The sequence below is a fragment of the Paraburkholderia sp. TE9906 genome (assembly GCF_056279605.1).
The window spans coordinates 742,966-760,745 of the sequence record NZ_JBWCCT010000002.1 but is presented as its reverse complement, the minus strand read 5'-3'; the positions used below and the strand labels follow the sequence as shown (position 1 = coordinate 760,745).

Here is a 17,780-nt window from a genome sequence, read left to right as displayed (position 1 = left end):
ACGACCCATGTTCATTGCGGTAACGTAATGCTAATCTGAGATTAGCGGCGTATATAACGATATAAAGTCAGCCTTCAGTGACGTTTATTCAAGCTGACGTCGAGCGCCTATCAATCGGTGAGATCCCAATGCGACGTAAGATCCCAAGCAATTCTGCACTCCAGGCTTTTGAGGCCGCGGCTCGACATGGCAGCTTCGCCCGCGCGGCCGAAGAACTAGCGCTGACCGAGGGCGCCGTCAGTCGTCAGATCGGCCGGCTAGAGGTATTTTTGGGCGTCGCGCTGTTCGAGCGCGTTGGAAATCGGGTACGGCTTGCTCCCAACGGCACGCGATACGCGGTGCAGGTTCGAGAGACTCTGGATCGACTGGAACGGGACAGCCTATATCTGATGGGACAGCCCATCGAAGGTGCGAGCATTGATATCGCCGCGATTCCGACCTTCGCCACACGTTGGCTTATCCCTCGCCTAAAACGCTTTCAAAATATGCATCCGAACATCACCGTGCATATCGCCGAACGAATGGAACCGTTCATTCTTGCCGGCAGCGGTTTTGACGCAGCAATCCATTTCGAGCATCCGGCATGGGCGGGTATGCATCTGCATCGCCTGCTGGAGGAGGTGCTTGTACCGGTCTGTAGTCCGGCGCTCCTCGCGGACGCAGGCGCGAAGCCGGCGCTAGACGAGTTCCCGCGCCTTCACAGGCGGCAAAATCCGGACGCGTGGCAGCTTTATGCACAAGAGGCCGGCATCGCGCTGACCAACTCGGCGGTCGGCGCACGTTACGATCTCCATTCCATGCTGATAGAGGCGGCGGTGGCTGGTCTGGGCGTCGCGTTGGTGCCGCGTCTTTACATCGGGGCAGAACTCGAACAAGGACGCTTGGTTGCGCCCTGGCCGGACGGCAAAGCGATTACCAAAAACTTCTGCCTTGTTCTTCCTGAACCGATCGAGTTGAGTGCACGGCCACTACAGGCATTTGCGAAATGGATTCTTGACGAAGCCCGGGGCGCAACGCCGTAAAGCCGCGCCCGAAACGCATCAGAAAATAGCGATCCGGCAGCGTTGCCATCCCGAGGCGGTCGCCTCGCTTCGCATTAACTGTCGCGAGTCGACGAACGGCCGTTGTAGCTTTGACAGCCGCCATAGTTGTGACGCGGGGTCGACGGGCCGTAACGGGTCGATGACAGTCGGTTACGGCCGGGCCGGAAATACTGGCGCACCCAGTAGCACGAACGAACAGCCGGGAAAGACCGACACGAAGAAGCCGACCCGCGATGGTCGGCTTTTTCTTTTGTGACGGATATCCCAAAAACGTAGGCTCCCGACGATCTGCCAGGTTTACGTCCTCATAACCTACGAGACTTATCGGTGAGCAGTTCTGAACTCAAAACAGACGCGTCGCAGCGGTGGATGATGTACAGCAAGGATGCATACGAAGGTGGGCGCATCATTCTAACCACTGAACAGAAACAGGCGGTCGAAGAAGGCAAGAAGTTCTCCCAACGCGCCTATGCCGATGTATGGGCAAAGGATGCTGCGCTCGTGCAGCGCGTCCGCTCGTTTCTCGGGACGAATTTCCATTGGCACCACCGATTGGCAAGGAATGGCGCTGACCTTGATGTCATACAGACCTTGCAGTCCATGACTCGCGGCGAGAGTGTCGTGTTAATCGCCGAGCAATCCCGCTCAGGTGGCGCCGTCGCGACGGCTACTCCTGCACAGCCGAAAATGCGCAGCTTTCGCGAGTCGTTGATGACCGAATACAGCATGACTTACGACGCTGCGACGGCCTACATTGAGCGCTATAACGACATGGTGGACCGCGCCAGTGCGGTTGCGGCCCGCTATGCGAACGGCGCCGCTCGTCGCTGGCCGACACCGCGGACGATCTGACGGAAACCGCTACGCCGTTTGGGGATGCACAGCCGTTCGAATAGGCTGAAGAGGCGCCGTCAGGCGACTCGATGGATCTCGCGGGCAACCTGACACCCAACATGGGCGCAGCCGGAAGCTGGTTCACGAATCCGGGCAGCGGCGAAATGCGCATGTACGGCCCGGTCGGTTTTCCTGTCGTCGATTTCGATCACGACCACGGACAAGGCATTCCGCACGCGCACAACTGGGAAGACAGTGGCGGCCCCTTCCCCATTCGCGGCCCCGGCGTGCGATTTTCGCCGCTCCCTTGATACCCAGCCGCACGATCATCCATCCAGCTATCGCACCTACACCCGTACTTGGTCATTATGAAAACCCGACACAACTACCACGACGCCGAGCTCGTCGGCTGCACATACTCTCGCGCTGATGCAACGCTCCTGCTCAGTTTCGCGTGCGTCGACGGGGAATTCGTCCACGAGACTGGACCTTTCGCGGGTGTCATAGTCGCAATCTGTGTCTTCGCGTGGCTAGCGAACCGAGCACGGTACACGATGCCTATCGATCTCATCGTGAAGCTCGAGGAGCGGTTCGACTCGCCGCAGATGCGAAAGTCCAACTCGAGGTGATCATCGGCAAGCGGCCGCAAGTGCGTAAGCGGCTGATGCTGACCGACGAAGAAATCCACGTCCTGACCAATGCCGCGATGAGCGAGGAAAACCGCTTGTCCGTCTGCATCCTGCTTGCAACGGGAGTTCGCGCTTCCGAGTTGTTCACCGCGCAACGGGCCGATGTGTTTCTCGACGCGGCGCGTTGGCATATGCCGGCGAGCTAGACCGGGCCGCGATGGATATTCCCCTTGCTCGGATCGTCGTTGAATGGTTCGAGCGCTTGACTTCAACGTGCGCTCCACCCCAAACAACTGACTGACGTTCGCGATCATGTCGATCGACGCCCCCCGTCCCCGGGACGCCATGATCATATTGGTGGCATCGGTGTCCGCCGACACCACCGGCACCCGCGCCCTCCGTACCGCGATAGGTCGGGGAAGTGACCCAATCGTCAGGCGGAGGACCCGGAAATTAAAGGACCGAAAACCAACGCCCAAGGTCGGGCTCAGCGCCACTCATGGCAAGCGCCCTGGCGAGCGTGAGTCCATCTGGGACGCAACTAGCGGAAGCCATAGACCAGGACCTTTTTCCCCTCAAAGCTTTCTTGCACACCTTGCTCGCAATTCGGTGGACACACTGCTTGGCCGTCCATGCTAGCGCCCGCAACGGTGACCGCCCTATAGACAACGGATTCGATGAGCGTCCCGTCGGCAGCGACGACGATATTCAGATCAGTCTCGACGCCGGCCGGCACGGCTCCGCCCGCCGTATAGACGATCTTCATGGTGCCGGTGCAATCCGGGTTCACCGTGTAGGTTCCGTTCTGGTTCGGATTGAATGTAGGCTGCCCCCCTTTCGGCAGCCCGCCGATAACCCCGAAGTCGGTGCGCGTAAAGCCGCCGTTGCCGTCGAACGTCACCAGGGCTACGTCATCGAGGATCGACGTAGAGGCGTACGGATGAACCTTGCCATCGGCACCTATCAATCCAAGAATCTCCCCGTGGCCGATAAACCCAAATGGTCCTTTTAGCGTTGCGTTCGAGCAAAGGCCGCCGCGGCCGCCATGGTCGCCGTGGTCGCCGTGGTCGCCGTGACCGTCGGCCTGCGCGGCGCCACTGAGCGAGAGAAGTGCAATGGCGGTTGCGGACAAAATGCTTAAATGCTTGATCTTCATGGTCATCTCCTTGTCACCGAATCAGGCGCGTAACGTTACAGCGCGCAGGGGCCCGCAGGGGCCTATAGCCTGCTGGGATGAGGCGCCCAATTCAAACAAATGAAATTAAAAAAACGGCCGCCGTGATACCTGGCTGCCGCCGTTTGCGGAGCAAGCGATGAGAGAACGAAAGCCTGTCGGCGCGGGCGGCTGTTCCCGAGGGTGGGCGAGGAATGCTTGAGCGTGCGCCGGAGTATTGAATAATGGAACGCTTCACCAGGCAGTCATTTTCGCCAGGTGTCGGCAGATACATGCAGAAGGGGTGCACGAAAATCCGCGAAATTGTGACTTCGTGAGTCGGCCATGCTTAAAGTCGCATAGCAAACAAATACTGTACTTCACGATATTCGGAGGATGCCTGATTAATTTCGGACAAAAGGCAGCCATATTTACAGATTGCAAACGTTCGCTTTCGCCGTGCAGCGAATGCCTGCGACTGCGTCGCAGGTCGGCCAGCACATAGGCGAGGATGCCTCGTTGTACCTCGGAAGCTGCCGTTGACGTGGCTTCCCTGTCATTGTCCGAAAAGGGTCGATTGGGTGCGCTCGCGCTCAGGCCTGGTTCGGCCATGAAGCGACCGTCGAAGCGCCAATCGGAACAGGCGCTGCTTTGCTCTTATTGGCCGTTCGTGGACGACGGGCCGCACACGAGTTGCCCGCGCAATGCATCAGCTATCTGCTGCAAGATGTCCGGTGGGAACACCTGCGCATCCAGAGGGCCGATCACCGAATATCCCGAACCAGCCGCGCCGTCGACGACTATCACGACTGCGCATCGCGCCTGGGTCATATCGCGGACAGTGTTGCATGCGGCATCAAATAGCCCTGCGGATTCACCACCAGGAACGACCTTTCGTGCGAAGTTGTCGCTCATAGTCTCTCTTGAACAGTGGATAACGCTCGTGAGCTGAGTGTCGTCAATGTCCCGCGGACATCTACTGCGCGGGACCTGTAGCGCAGCAAATGCCCATGTAGGACTCCGACAGTCTGGCTTCCGTGGCAGCAAGTCATTGCGCTCAGCGCTTTGGCACGAATCGTCGGCACGGCGACATGATCGACGCCGGCACTGCCACCTGCCTGTGCAATAGCCAGCCTTGTGCTTATCCGGTGAGATCGCAATCGGTCACGAGGCACCGCGGGCTGCGTGACTGATTGCGCACAATCACCAGGCGTACCGAAGACCCAGATCGCCCTGAACGCCCTGACGCCGGCCTCCTCCGTCCGACCCGCCCACCGCGAACTGGTAGCCGGCCTGGGCGTAGAAGCTCAGACGGAGGGTCATCTTCGCCGTGACGCCGGCCGCGAATTCCAGCCGCGTGGCTTCTTCTTTCAACGGCACCTGATCCGCGCCGAACATGGTCGCCGCACTCCCGCCCCAGTCGTGCCAGAGATTGACGCGGCCATAGGGTTGCCACACCTGACCATTGTCACCGTCGATGGTCCACTGCCCGCGTAGTCCGAGCCTTCCCGTCGTGCCCGTGGTCGAACCGAGATCCACCGGGCCAAGCCCGTCATTTTCCCCGTCGAAGCTAACCCGCTGCCAGAGTACCTGTATCTGCGGCTCCAACACGAAGCGGGGCCCGAGCGGCAGCGGCACGGGATAGCCAGCCTCCAGCGACGTCACGAAGCCGTTGCCCGTGGTCGGCAGCCTGGCGGACTGCGTGGTCGCTTCGCCCTGGTAGGACGTGCCTTGCAGCACCAGGTCGAGGTGCCAGCCGCCCGGGCCGTAATGCGTCCAATAGGCGCCGCCGGAATAGGCGTCGAGATTCAGCTTGCCGGTACGGCCCATTACGTAGGCAGTGGCCGTCGCATTGGTGACGAGCCCGTCCACATCCAGGTTGCTGTTGCCGTACGCGAAGTAGACGCCTGCCACGTCGCGATGGCCGGGGATCAGGCTGCCGCGCCAGACGTCCACGCCGGCCTGCACGCCGAGCAGTTGGCCGTTGGCTCGGGGACTGGCGAAAGCTTCATAGCGGTTGTCGATCTGCTGGCCGAAGAAGCGTCCCCAGGCCGAATGTCCCCAGCCTTCGCTGCCAGTGCCAGCAATTTCAGCCCTCAACGTATCGCCGATCCGCTCGTGCAACGTGCCGAGCATCGTAAAGCCCATCTGCCGGGCAACCGGCTGTACCACACCATAGGTGGCGAGTTCAGGCCCGATGATCGGATAGCTCACGCCGGGCTGTAGCGGGCTGGGTGGCGGATCGACGGGGAACGACGGGAAAGCCTCTTCCGGTGTCGTCGGGCCGACCGGCTGTCCGGGTGGCGCAGGCGTTCCCGGCTGTCCGGGTGGCGCAGGCGTGCCTGGCGGCTCCGGTTCTGTCGGGGACAATGGCACCGTCGGCGTGATCCCCTCAGGGGCGACGAAGCTCGAGCGGAGAAACCAGTCATTGGGCCGGCTACCGCCGATGCCGCCATGGAACAGGTAGTAATCAAAGGCCCCGGCACGTAACCTGCCGGTCAGCGCGAACGCATCGGACGCAGTCGTTCCTCCGTTGAGCGTCTGCACGATCTGGATACCATCAGCCACCGTTATGCCGCCAGGGCCGGTCGTGTTGTGGACCGTGAGGTTCGTCGCGCCGGTCGCGGTGCCACCGCTCACGATCAGCTTGTCCGACGGGGAGTCGTCGCTGCCGAGAAACGTGTTGAGCTGGAGGCTGCCGCCTGCGCCAGTGTAATTCTGCACCTGGAGCGTCTTGTAGCTGGCGGCCTGGCTCGGGTCAACCGGTGCCGTAAAGTGGATGTCGCTCGCGCTGTTAGTCAGGTTGGTCGCAGTAGAATTTCCCGTGACGGTCCAGTCCGTACCGTCGTGCAGCGTGACGGCTGTCGTGGTGCCGGCGCCAGTCGTGATTGCTCCGCTGAGCGTCGAGGTGCCCGCGTCGAATGTGGTCGCGGACGGAGACCCGGTGGTGCTGAGCAGGACACCGTTGTTGTCGGCGATGGTCGATCCCAGCGCCGTGATGTTCGCATTTGCGCCTACGACATGCAGCGAGTCGGCCGTCGACGTGACGCTTGTATTATTGAGCGCGAGCGTATTGGCCGTGCCCGCTGCCCCATTGACCAGCAGCCCGACCGTGCCGAAACCCGACGCCGTCACCGAACCGCCGGTGATCGCGAGCGTGCCGCCTTGCACTGTGCCGCCAGATGACTGGCTGGCCGTCACGCTGACAGGCACGTTGACCGCCGTGAGCGTCGCGCCCTGTGCCATCAAACCGGTTTCGCCGCTTGTCCCGTTCAGCGTGACGGAGCCGCCGCTCAATGCGATATTGCTATTACTGGTGGATTTCACCGCGGCATTTCCGCCCGAGGCGGACACGCTGATATCGACGCCGTTGCCAGTAAACGTACTACCGTTCTCCGACAGCACAGCAACTACCCCTCCGCCGGGAGATTTCAGGCTGAGTGCGCCACCGGTCAGGGCGATGTCTCCTCCATTGTTGCTGTGAGCGACAAAGTCCCCGCCGCCGCCTGCACCCGTCACGGTGACGTTGGTGCCGGTAATCTGGCTGCCCACGCCGTCAGCGAGAAGGCCCGTACCGCCGCCGCCGCCAGGTGCAAAGGCGATGTTTGCGCTATTCAGGAACGTGATGTGGCCGCCGGCGGTTGCTTTCGCCGCTGTGTTACCGCCGCCCGAAGGGAGGCCGATGACGAGATTGTTCGCCGTAATCGTACTGGACACCCCGATCGCAAAGAGGCCCACGAGGCCGCCGCCGTACGGAGCCGAAATGGCCGGCGGCCCGGCGACGTCATCTGGAGCAAGGCTGACCGACGCCCCTCCCGATGCCGTCACAGCAACCCCATACGGCGCGGCGAGAGTGACACCAAGTGCAGTAGTGGTGCCACTGCCCGTTGCAGTGATGCGGTTAACGGGGGGACGACCGAACAGGTGCCGCCGCTATTGGTGACGCCGCCTTGTCCGTCGGGCGCGCAGGCGGCCTGAACGACGGAAACGCTGCCGGCCATTACGAACCACGCGCACAGCGTACGCAATGCGTATACGACGCGTCCCTCGATGAAATGACCATCGACCCTCGATGGAGTTTTGACAAGCACGTTGTCTGGCATCATGGTCTGCCCTCAACGACGTAGTCTGAGTTCAGTTTTGTCGACGATCGCCCCTTATGCAATACTAAATATGACTTTATGCCGCACGTATTCCATGCGGCCAGAAACCACCGTCGGCTCCGTTGTCTTCTACATCACAGATTTGACGTGGTGGGGCGCTCCAGCGCTGGATGACGTCGGCGCGACTACCTTCGTCGGTGCGGCTCATTCTCGAGTGCGAATTCTTGTCCGCGAGCTATTGAAGTTCTGCGCATGACGCGTTTTAGCGCCTGTTGCGACACTCGCGGAGTTTTGTCGGAGGGCTGCAACAGGTCGTCCTGAGCCGGCCGCCGTCGGGCTCTGTGCGACCACGAGCGGTCATTAACTAATGGTCGCCGTGGAAGCTAATAGAGCTGGAGGCTTTACCACACGCTTATGTTTTAGATTGTGCATTCACCACATCTATTTTCAGTTCACTACCCTATATGTCGATTCCAGCAAAACTGTTGTACCTTGGTGCGGCAGGCGAGCACTATGTCATGTCGGAATGCTTTAGGCATGACCGAGAAGCGTTTAAGCTTCCCATTGATCGCGGCTTCGATCTGGTTGTAACTAATGCTTGCAAGCATTTGTCATTCCCTGCATCCACGATAGGCGCTTCGCAGCAACCTGCGCTGGATGAGATTCCGCTGTATTTACAAGTCAAGTCACGGCAAGTTCAGCCTAAGCAGGCTCCAAATGAGAATCGACCACGTTGGGAAGGGAGCTTCTCAATCAAAGAAAGCGATCTGTCGCTCATCTGTAATACCCCAAACGCGGCTTTAGCCTGTGTACTGTTCATTGACGCTAGTGACCAGCTCTCGAAATCTCGCACGACCTATGCCTGGTGGATGTCAAGTGCACATGTAAAGCGCTTGTATGAATCGGGGCACTTTATCAAGACAAATAATCCAGATCTGCGTGAGCTTTGGATTCGTTTTTCCGAGCCTGTATCTGACAAAACTCAAGCCCAGAACACTTACGTTTCGCTGTTCAAGCAGGACCAACGAAAGGAGGCTGCTGTCGGAGATCGTTCATCTGGAGAAATGATCCCCAAGAACTGTTTCGACTTTGGGAAGCTCTGTTGGGTCAATAGCCCCGCTTGACGTTGATTTTGTGTCCCAGATTTAGCCGTTTGCTTTGGGTCGACTTCAGTCCTCCGCGTTATCCGATGACAGTCGGTTACGACCAGGCCCGGAAATACTGGCGCACCCAGTAGCACGAACGAACAGCCGGGAAAGACCGACACGAAGAAGCCGACCCGCGATGGTCGGCTTCTTCTTTTGTGACGGATATCCCAAACGTAGGCTCCCGACGATCTGCCAGGTTTACGTCCTCATAACCTACGAGACTTATCGGTGAGCAGTTCTGAACTCAAAACAGACGCGTCGCAGCGGTGGATGATGTACAGCAAGGATGCATACGAAGGTGGGCGCATCTTTCTAACCACCGAACAGAAACAGGCGGTCGAAGAAGGCAAGAAGCTCTCCCAACGCGCCTATGCCGATGTATGGGCAAAGGATGCTGCGCTCGTGCAGCGCGTCCGCTCGTTTCTCGGGACGAACTTTCATTGGCACCACCGATTGGCAAGGAATGGCGCTGACCTTGAGGTCATACAGACCTTGCAGTCCATGATTCGCGGCGAGAGTGTCGTGTTAATCGCCGAGCAATCCCGCTCAGGTGGCGCCGTCGCGATGGCTACTCCTGCACAGCCGAAAATGCGCAGCTTTCGCGAATCGTTGATGACCGAATACAGCATGACTTACGACGCTGCGACGGCCTACATCGAAAACTATAACGACATGGTGGACCGCGTTAATGCGGTTGCGGCCCGCTATGCGAGCCGCGCCGATTCGTCACTGGCCGACACTGTGGACGATCTGACGGAAACCGCTACACCGCTCGGCGATGCGCAGCCGTTCGAGTACGCACCCGACGCAGCAGGCAGCGACACGGAGCAGATAGCTGGCATGCCATTTAAAGGAGCGCCCGGATCATGGACTTCGAGCATGCCCGGAACGATGCCGCAGTTGCGCCAGTACGGCCCGAATGGAACGCCGATGACGGATATCGACTTCGAAGCCCATCACGGGAACGCCAATCCACACGCGCATAATTGGGACGGCACGAGCCGCGACCAAGGCTGGCCGGTTTCAATACTTCCATAGACCCACTCATGACGATTACAGAATCACTCGAAAAGTTCGGTCACTTCCACGACTGGTATCTTGACATTGTTGCGACTGGACCGAACCGCGAACCGCGCACGCTGACTCTCGGCCTCTACCTCGACGACAAGCGCGCAACAGTCACTTTCGAAGGCGTGACCTGCGTTCACCTTGAAAATTGGGGATTGTTGAACATCGTCTACGCGATCCGGTTACTACGACCGGACGACGCGGGCTACATCCGTGCACGAGACATTCTGGCAAAGACAGAACGCCTAAGCGATCTTAACGGGGCTAACGTGGCCTACATGTACGCCACGCTGGGGGCAGAAATCGCGGTTGAGTTTGGCTCGCTGCGGATCGAGTCCACGTGATGCGAGGGCGAGCGCCGCGGAGCCCTGCGCTTTTCCTGCTGAAAGCTGTACGGCGGCCCGCGCGGCGGGTCCGGGAACCCTTCCAAGGGGAAAGGGAATCGGAGATCCAAAGCAGCATAGGACATCCGTCGAGGAGCGGCAGGCGGTACTAGCTGTTGCTCACGCGTGGCGGGGCCTTCACGCTTTTTTGCCTTTGCGTGAGACGGAGCGCTTGCTGGCACCCTTTGAGAAGCGATGACGATTGCCAAGGAGCTCGACCAGCCGTGTCTCGCATTCGGAAAACGAGTACCCGCGCCGCTGCGAGATCATGAACGTGAGGGGGCGCATGTGCCATGCGCGCCGCTGGAGTTCGACAAGTGTTCCATTCGCGAGGTCTTCCGCAACCACATGATGCGGCATGTGCCCCCAGCATAAGCCTCCCCTGAGCAAATCGTGCTTCGCGCCGAGGTCATTCACCAGCCACTGGCGTTCACCGGCGACCCCCTGTTGCGTCTTTTCCGCATCGGGCTGATTGTCGGTGACGACGAGCTGGATGTGCCGGCCAAATTCCTCGCGCGGGATCGGCCCCGCGATTGCAGCCAGCGGATGCGATGGCGCGCAGACGGTCACCATTTGCGCTTCACATAAATGCTGCCTTTCTATGGTACCCGGGCTCAGTTCCGGCACGTCGGTGATCGTCACCGCCAATGCGCACGTGCCTTCTAGAACCAAACGCTCGCCGCCTTGCATGGTCGTCATGCGCAGATTGATTGCAACGGTTGGACAGTCCGACTGCAGGCTACGCAGGCATTCAATCAGGTGCGCGCGCGGAAAATAGGTATCCACTGCGATCGAGACCTGTGGTACCCCGGCTTCAGCAATCGCCACCGCGCGCATCTTCATTTCCTCGGTGCGTGAGATCACCCCACGAGCATCAGGCAGGAGGCTGCGGCCTGCGGCCGTAAGCGTCGCTTTGCGAGCGTTGCGCTCGAACAGCATCACATCAAAGGCACTCTCGAGCGCGCTGATCGCGTGACTGATCGCTGACTGTGCACGCCTGAGCTCCCGTGCAGCCCCGGAAAAGCTTCCCTGGTCACACACGGCAACGAAGGCCCGAAGTTGATTGATGGTGACGTTATCGAGCATACATATCCAAAGAGTAGATGGTATCCATAGATATTTAGTCAATTGGCTTCATGAATCAAGACCTCCAGAATCGTGTTTGTCACTTTTGCTTCGGCACTCGCAGTCAAAGGGTTCGGGTTCTATGTGTTCATGTGGTTCATGAATACAGTTCCCTGCTCCCGAGCAACTCCAACGAAGGATGCATGACATGAACAGACTGAATGGAAAGACCGCCGTGATCACCGGTGGCGCTACCGGCATCGGCCGCGCCACAGCAAAGCGCTTTGTCGAGGAGGGCGCCTTCGTCTTCATCTTCGGCCGGCGGCAGGAAGCGCTCGACGCCGCTGTGGCCGACCTCGGGCCCAATGCCCGCGCGGTGAAGGGCTCGGTCTCCGATCTGGCCGACCTCGACCGACTCTACGCGGCGGTGAAGGCCGAGCGCGGAACCCTCGATATCGTCGTCGCCAATGCCGGGGCGGGAAGCCAGCTTGCGCTTGGCAAGATCACCGCCGAGCACATTGACGAAACCTTCGATACCAATGTGAAGGGGACGATCTTCACGGTCCAGAAGGCACTGCCGCTGATGGGCAAGGGCGGTTCGATCATCCTGACCGGATCAAGCGCCGGCACCACGGGCGCCCCGGCAATGAGCGCCTACAGCGCGAGCAAAGCGGCGGTGCGCAACCTCGCGCGGACCTGGGCGGAGGACCTGAAGGGCACCGGCATCCGGGTGAACGTGCTGTCGCCCGGGGCGACGGCGACCGAACTCGCGAAGGAAGCGCTAGGCGAGGAGGGCCAGAAGGTCTTCGCCTCGATGACTCCGCTCCAGCGCATGGCTGATCCGGCGGAGATCGCAGCGGTGGCCGCCTTTCTCGCGTCGCCGGATAGCAGCTTCATGACCGCCAGCGAGGTCGCCGTTGACGGCGGCCTTGCGCAACTCTGACGCGCCAAGCCCGGCCGGGCGCTCCATTCGATTATTCGGAGCGTCGGGGGGAGCGGCAAACTGAAGGAGAATATATGAGCTACGCAATTATCGGCTTCGGCAATATCGGCCAGGCCCTGGCCAAGGCGTTTGCCCGCAACGGCATCGAAGTATCCGTTGCAACCACGCGCGACCCGGAAAGCTTCGCATCCACTGCGGCCGCGATCGGACCCACGATCATTCCCAAGAAACTGGCGGAAGCGGTCAAGGCAGACATTGTCTTTCTCGGTGTCCGTTTCGAGGCGCACCGGGAGGTCGCGAAGGCGCTGCCGAACTGGCAGGGCAAGACCATCGTCGATGTGACCAATGCCTACGGGGTGCCCCCTGAGGAACTGGGGGGACAACCTTCTTCCAAGGCCGTCGCGCAGGCCTTCACTGGCGGCAGACTGGTTAAGGGCTTCAATCATTTGGGCGCTGCAGTCCTTGGCGAGGATCCGGCCGTACATGGTGGCAGGAGAGTCGTGTTCCTGGCGAGCGACGACGACGGCGCCGCAGCGGAGATTGGTGCGCTTGCGGAAAATCTCGGTTTCTCGACGATCAAACTTGGCGGACTTTCGGAAGGCGGACTGCTCGTGCAGGCGCGTGGAAATAGCTGGGGTCGACTGATCTTTAAGGACCTGGTCAAGTTCGACGGATGAATCGTGATCGCAAACTTCGATGCGATCCTGCCGCGTGGACAAAGGGCAGCCGCAGTTTGATTGAAGCGAGGGCGACGCCGGCGGTGACCATCGCACCAACTCGACGGGACAGTGTGGACCCGCCACCAATCCCAGGGCAACGATCATCGGCAAGCACGTTGAACTGTTGACTTCCCAGGCGACAATCCTGGTCGCCTCCTGATCTTCGGGCGATTGCGCCGATCCGTGCAGATCGATCCGGGCATGCAATACATCCTTGTCGATGAGCCGGCTTCGACCATGCACGGAATCATGCCGCAGTTGCGTCGATACGGCCCCGCGGCACGCCTGCACCGGATATTCCGCACTGCGCCGCCCTCCCCTCTGGCCCTCAATTTCCCATTTGACGCCCCTCGGTCGAGGGGCGTATAACCATCCCATTGGATGTTAAATGGATTCCAGCAGGATTCCCTCCGGAGTTAAAGTGCCCAAACTCAATCTCGTCGGCAGCTCCCGCCCCAAAGGCGGCGAGACCGAGAAAATCACCATCAACCTGGGGCCGATCGACCTCGGCCAGATCGATCTGCTGGTCGAAGAAGGCTTTTACACGAATCGCACCGACCTGATCCGCACGGCGATCCGCAATCAGCTTGCCGTGCACGCACAGGTCGTCACGGAAACGGTGACGCGCCGCGCGATGGTGCTCGGCTTGCAGCACTTCTCGCGACAGGATCTCGAAGCAGCTCAGGCCGCGCACGAGCAGCTCGACATTCACGTACTCGGCCTCGCCAGCATCGCCGCCGACGTGCCGCCGGAACTCGCGGCTGCCACCATCGCCTCGGTCGTCGTGCTGGGTGCCTTTCACGCGTCGCCGGCGGTCAAAGCGGCGCTTGCCGGCCGCATCAGCTAGGCGTCTGCCTCGACTCATCGCATCGCTGAACCTCGGCATGTCGCCGGTTCACTCACGCCACCACGCAAGGCAATGCAACCCACCATGAACATGAACGAAGATTTCCTGAAGTCGATGAAAGACGCCTTCGATCTGCTGCGTACAAAAGGTCCCCAGGAAGCGACCGCAGCGGTTCAACGCGCGCTCGCGGGCGCCAACGCTCAAGGGAGCGACGCGCAGACAGCGCAACCGCGATCGACGGCGAGCGATTGGACGCGAGCATGGCCCGAGATTCAAACCCAGGCACAAGCACAGGCTCAGGCATACCCCCACGCGCGCCCGCATGCCCCTGCCCCCTACACAATCGACGCAGACACACCCGGCGCCTTCAGCACTCACACTTTCAGCAACAGCGCGGGCCAGCGTCAATACAAGCTGTACGTGCCGGCCGTCTACAACCACGAGCCGATGCCATTGATCGTCATGCTGCACGGCTGTACCCAGAATGCCGACGACTTCGCGGCCGGCACGCGCATGAACGAAATGGCAGAGCGTCACGGCTTCATCGCCGTCTATCCGAATCAATCGCAAGCAGCCAATCATTCGAAATGCTGGAACTGGTTCAAGCCTGCCGATCAACAGCGCGAGCACGGTGAACCGTCATTGATCGCGGGGATCACGCGCGAGGTGATGACGCGTTATCGCGTCGATGCCACGCGCGTGTACGTGGCGGGTCTGTCGGCGGGCGGCGCGATGGCGGACATCATGCTGAAGACCTCGCCCGAGCTGTACGCCGCCGCCTGTGTGCATTCGGGGCTCGCCTACGGATGCGCGAAGGACCTGCCCTCCGCGCTCGCCGCGATGAAGGGCGGCAAGCCGCCGCGCGCCCGCATGCGCGCCGCACCGCAGCGCCCGCTGATCGTGTTTCATGGCGATGTGGATACGACGGTGCATCCGTCGAACGCCCTTGAGCTCGTTGCGAGCTTCGAGGCAAGCGCCACGACGGTCGCCCCGGCGTCGGCGTCGGCGGCGGGGGCGTCAGGCAACAGACGCGCCGCGACGTTGCAGCGACTCGTCGCGGAGAACGGCGTCGAGGCGGAGTATTGGTCGATTCACGGCGCGGGGCACGCGTGGGCCGGCGGCAGTCAGCGCGGCTCGTACACGGATCCGGCCGGGCCGGACGCTACAGCGGAGATGCTGCGATTTTTTCTTGCTCATCCACGAGCGTAACAAGCGGCCTAAACGCGACGGTCGAGCGTTTGAACACAGCGCTACGCTCTGGCTCACGTCATGCAACGGCGCAGTGCGGAGTTGGTGAAGCGAATATCCCAGACGTGGCGTGTTTTGCGCCATCCGCACTCGAAGCCGACGCGGTAATCGCCTCCCTCGTCGACTCCTACATCAAGACGCGCACGGGCGACGACGAGTCGGCACATCAACGCCTTCAAGCAACTTCAGGCACGCGCCAGGCAAAAACACAGCATGAGGTTCGTGGACCACGCATCACAAACGCTCGCGTCTTCGTCGCCCACGGCACTCGAAGCGAACCTCGCGAGAGCGCGCCACGTACGCTACGCCCAGCCACGCGCCACCGACCTCAAGCCGCCACCGGGCAACCCGCCTGTTCAAGCGCCGCTTGCGCATGCGCCTGCAAATCGCCGCTGGCGAGCGGCACGTCGGGCGTACGCACCCATGCGGCGATGCGCAGCGTCGCACCGCCATCGTCCGGATAGCTGGCGACCGTGACGACCGGCGCAAGCGTCGCGCCGCTCAACACGCGGGGTTCGTCGGCGACCAGTTTCTTCAGTTCGCCGATCGCAGCATCGACGTCCTTGCGCTCGGCCAGTTCCACTTCGACTTCGATGCGCTGCGTGCCACCGCTGCTGTAGTTGATCACCGGATTGCTCCAGATCTGGCTATTCGGCACGAACACCGCGTTGCCGTCGCCGCGCTCGATACGCGTCGTGAACAGGCCCACTTCGCGCACGATCCCGGCAGCCGCGCCAACGCCCTCGATCACGTCGCCGACGCGAAACGGCCGCAGCAACAGCAGCATCATGCCGGCTGCGATGTTCTGCAACGTACCCTGCAGCGCAAGGCCGATGGCGAGGCCGGCTGCGCCGAGCACGGCGAGCACGCTGGCGGTCGCGATACCGACTTCACCGAGCGCCGCGATGAACGCGAGCACGCGCACCGCCCACGTGCCCATCGCGGCGAGCATCGGTGCGAGCGTCGGGTCCGCGCGCGTGCGCGCGAGCGCTTTGGCGAACATCGCGCCGACACGGTTCGACAGCCACCAGCCGACCACGAAAATCAGCACGGCCAATACGATATGAAGGGCGTCGTGCGTGATGGTGACGATCAACGACGGCTGAAAATGCATTAGACGGGCAAAGAGGTCGTTCATCGTAAGTCTGCGTTCCAGTGCGGGAAATTTTCTCCCGATGCGGGTAGCAGGATATGTTCCCGCCCGGCCGGGTGAGCATGGCGAGGCACATCGCTTGCTCCCGTCCTTGTCTGAATGACTCGCCCAAAATCGATTCCCGAGATCCGCAAATGAAGGCCTATCCGAGGCTTCAGCGACGTGCGCGTCGATTGCGCCCCAATCAATCGAGGAGTGCCCGATGTCTTCTCCCCATCTGAAACTGCACGATCGCGTCAGTTGGAATACGCCGCAAGGTATGACGCAAGGCAGGATCGTGCGTGTCATTTCTACTCACACGACTGTGGACGGCAGAACTATCGACGCATCGGAATCCGACCCGCATTACGAAGTGGAAAGCGAGAAAAGCGGCAAGCATGCCGTGCATCGCGGCGATGCGCTGCGGCATCTGGAAGATTGAAACGTGATGAGCGCGAGGTTGTACGCAGGCCCCCGGTCGAAGAGAGGGTCGAGGCCAAGGTACGTCACTCGCCGCCCAAATTCACCAGGCAGTTTGATATGGATCGCTAACCACTACACACATCCCACCATCCCGAGCGGCTTCAACACATTCCGTAACGCCGCAATCGTAATCGGCCGGGAAAACCAGAACCCTTGCGCCTCGTCACACCCGAGCGCTTCAAGTTGCGCGGCGTGCGGGCGCATCGCTGCCGTCGCACGGATGCGCAACGATGCCGATGCTCGCAGTCACGTTCAGCGTGGTCCCGGCGTAGTCGATCGCTTCGGCGTTCGCTTCGGCGTTATTAGAAGAGCACACCAGCCCGCTTGCTCCCCAGAGCGTCCCGACTCCCTGTACAAGCACCCATTTACGCCGTCACTCAGGACCCGGACTCCGCGCGCGGCAACGCCGCTTCGATGAACACCGCGCACAGCGCTTCCATGCCCTTCGCGTCTTCCTCATCGAAGCGCGCGACGACCGGGCTGTCGACGTCCCACACGCCGATCAGCGTGCCGTCCGGCGCGACGAGCGGCACGACGATTTCGGATTGCGACGCCGCATCGCACGCGATATGGCCGGGAAAATCGTGCACGTCGCGCACGACCTGGGTCTGACGGGTTTGCGCGGCCGTGCCGCACACGCCCTTGCCAAGGGCGATGCGCACGCACGCGGGCTTGCCCTGAAACGGTCCGACGACCAGTTCGCGGCCATCATGAAAGTAGAAGCCGGCCCAGTTCAGATCGCTCAGCGAATGAAACACGAAGGCGGAAAAATTCGCGGCGTTGGCGATCCAGTCGGATTCGTCGGCGAGCAGCGCGCGCGCCTGGGCGACCAGTTCTGCGTAATGCGCGGCTTTGGGCAGATGCGAGGCGGAGGAGACTTCGAACATGACGGTGTCCGTGATGAAAGCGGAAAGAGAACAGCAAGGGTGTGCAGTTTAAAGCAAGCGGGCGGTTAGTTCATGGTGTGGCACCTTGCTGCGCG

General features: G+C 61.0%; 19 protein-coding genes. 12 read left to right on the top strand and 7 right to left on the bottom strand.

The window, feature by feature from the left end; genetic code table 11:
• The first annotated feature begins 128 nt into the window (after positions 1-128).
• The 4 genes from ACZ9H4_RS07270 to ACZ9H4_RS07255 all read left to right on the top strand — a co-directional run bounded on the left by ACZ9H4_RS07270 (position 129) and on the right by ACZ9H4_RS07255 (position 2,712).
• Positions 129-1,022: a LysR substrate-binding domain-containing protein gene (locus ACZ9H4_RS07270; protein ID WP_476118598.1), complete on the top strand. Its 894-nt coding sequence runs from the start codon at positions 129-131 to the stop codon at positions 1,020-1,022.
• Between the two features lie 348 nt (positions 1,023-1,370).
• Positions 1,371-1,895: a hypothetical protein gene (locus ACZ9H4_RS07265; protein WP_408329202.1), complete on the top strand. Its 525-nt coding sequence runs from the start codon at positions 1,371-1,373 to the stop codon at positions 1,893-1,895.
• A gap of 71 nt (positions 1,896-1,966) precedes the next feature.
• Positions 1,967-2,188, top strand: a complete 222-nt coding sequence (locus ACZ9H4_RS07260) for a hypothetical protein (RefSeq protein WP_476118596.1) — start codon at positions 1,967-1,969, stop codon at positions 2,186-2,188.
• A 215-nt stretch (positions 2,189-2,403) separates the two neighbouring features.
• Positions 2,404-2,712: a hypothetical protein gene (locus tag ACZ9H4_RS07255; protein ID WP_476118594.1), complete on the top strand. Its 309-nt coding sequence runs from the start codon at positions 2,404-2,406 to the stop codon at positions 2,710-2,712.
• A 335-nt stretch (positions 2,713-3,047) separates the two neighbouring features.
• Here ACZ9H4_RS07255 and ACZ9H4_RS07250 read toward each other — a convergent pair whose 3' ends face one another.
• From ACZ9H4_RS07250 to ACZ9H4_RS07240, 3 genes are all read right to left on the bottom strand, one after another.
• Entirely contained in the window at positions 3,048-3,662 is a 615-nt protein-coding gene (locus ACZ9H4_RS07250) for a hypothetical protein (protein ID WP_476118593.1), read from the bottom strand.
• A gap of 654 nt (positions 3,663-4,316) precedes the next feature.
• Positions 4,317-4,574: a hypothetical protein gene (locus ACZ9H4_RS07245; RefSeq protein ID WP_408153940.1), complete on the bottom strand. Its 258-nt coding sequence runs from the start codon at positions 4,572-4,574 to the stop codon at positions 4,317-4,319.
• A 288-nt stretch (positions 4,575-4,862) separates the two neighbouring features.
• Positions 4,863-7,397: an autotransporter family protein gene (locus tag ACZ9H4_RS07240; protein ID WP_476118592.1), complete on the bottom strand. Its 2,535-nt coding sequence runs from the start codon at positions 7,395-7,397 to the stop codon at positions 4,863-4,865.
• An 829-nt stretch (positions 7,398-8,226) separates the two neighbouring features.
• Between ACZ9H4_RS07240 and ACZ9H4_RS07235 the strand changes: the two genes are divergently transcribed.
• From ACZ9H4_RS07235 to ACZ9H4_RS07225, 3 genes are all read left to right on the top strand, one after another.
• Positions 8,227-8,886 carry a hypothetical protein gene (locus tag ACZ9H4_RS07235; protein WP_408153936.1) on the top strand — a complete coding sequence of 220 codons (660 nt, stop codon included), beginning with the start codon at positions 8,227-8,229 and terminating at the stop codon, positions 8,884-8,886.
• A 252-nt stretch (positions 8,887-9,138) separates the two neighbouring features.
• Positions 9,139-9,948 (top strand): hypothetical protein, encoded by an 810-nt coding sequence (locus ACZ9H4_RS07230; protein ID WP_476118591.1) that lies wholly within the window; start codon positions 9,139-9,141, stop codon positions 9,946-9,948.
• A gap of 8 nt (positions 9,949-9,956) precedes the next feature.
• Positions 9,957-10,322, top strand: a complete 366-nt coding sequence (locus ACZ9H4_RS07225; protein ID WP_408141726.1) for a hypothetical protein — start codon at positions 9,957-9,959, stop codon at positions 10,320-10,322.
• Positions 10,323-10,499: 177 nt separating this feature from the next.
• Here ACZ9H4_RS07225 and ACZ9H4_RS07220 read toward each other — a convergent pair whose 3' ends face one another.
• Positions 10,500-11,447: a LysR family transcriptional regulator gene (locus ACZ9H4_RS07220; protein ID WP_408153932.1), complete on the bottom strand. Its 948-nt coding sequence runs from the start codon at positions 11,445-11,447 to the stop codon at positions 10,500-10,502.
• 187 nt (positions 11,448-11,634) lie between these two features.
• Between ACZ9H4_RS07220 and ACZ9H4_RS07215 the strand changes: the two genes are divergently transcribed.
• The 4 genes from ACZ9H4_RS07215 (at position 11,635) to ACZ9H4_RS07200 (ending at position 15,144) form a co-directional block, all read left to right on the top strand.
• Positions 11,635-12,369 carry an SDR family NAD(P)-dependent oxidoreductase gene (locus ACZ9H4_RS07215; RefSeq protein WP_408153930.1) on the top strand — a complete coding sequence of 245 codons (735 nt, stop codon included), beginning with the start codon at positions 11,635-11,637 and terminating at the stop codon, positions 12,367-12,369.
• Between the two features lie 74 nt (positions 12,370-12,443).
• Positions 12,444-13,046 (top strand): NADPH-dependent F420 reductase, encoded by a 603-nt coding sequence (locus tag ACZ9H4_RS07210; RefSeq protein ID WP_476118590.1) that lies wholly within the window; start codon positions 12,444-12,446, stop codon positions 13,044-13,046.
• A 430-nt stretch (positions 13,047-13,476) separates the two neighbouring features.
• Positions 13,477-13,935: a CopG family transcriptional regulator gene (locus ACZ9H4_RS07205; protein WP_476118589.1), complete on the top strand. Its 459-nt coding sequence runs from the start codon at positions 13,477-13,479 to the stop codon at positions 13,933-13,935.
• Positions 13,936-14,019: 84 nt separating this feature from the next.
• On the top strand, positions 14,020-15,144 hold the full coding sequence (locus tag ACZ9H4_RS07200) for an extracellular catalytic domain type 1 short-chain-length polyhydroxyalkanoate depolymerase (protein ID WP_476118588.1): 1,125 nt from the start codon (positions 14,020-14,022) through the stop codon (positions 15,142-15,144).
• A gap of 367 nt (positions 15,145-15,511) precedes the next feature.
• Here the strand turns inward: ACZ9H4_RS07200 and ACZ9H4_RS07195 are convergent, their stop codons facing one another.
• On the bottom strand, positions 15,512-16,321 hold the full coding sequence (locus tag ACZ9H4_RS07195; protein ID WP_408153922.1) for a mechanosensitive ion channel family protein: 810 nt from the start codon (positions 16,319-16,321) through the stop codon (positions 15,512-15,514).
• Between the two features lie 217 nt (positions 16,322-16,538).
• Between ACZ9H4_RS07195 and ACZ9H4_RS07190 the strand changes: the two genes are divergently transcribed.
• On the top strand, positions 16,539-16,757 hold the full coding sequence (locus tag ACZ9H4_RS07190; protein WP_476118587.1) for a hypervirulence associated TUDOR domain-containing protein: 219 nt from the start codon (positions 16,539-16,541) through the stop codon (positions 16,755-16,757).
• A gap of 219 nt (positions 16,758-16,976) precedes the next feature.
• Here ACZ9H4_RS07190 and ACZ9H4_RS07185 read toward each other — a convergent pair whose 3' ends face one another.
• Positions 16,977-17,159, bottom strand: a complete 183-nt coding sequence (locus ACZ9H4_RS07185; RefSeq protein WP_476118586.1) for a hypothetical protein — start codon at positions 17,157-17,159, stop codon at positions 16,977-16,979.
• A gap of 16 nt (positions 17,160-17,175) precedes the next feature.
• On the bottom strand, positions 17,176-17,685 hold the full coding sequence (locus tag ACZ9H4_RS07180; protein ID WP_476118585.1) for a GAF domain-containing protein: 510 nt from the start codon (positions 17,683-17,685) through the stop codon (positions 17,176-17,178).
• Positions 17,686-17,780 lie beyond the last annotated feature (95 nt).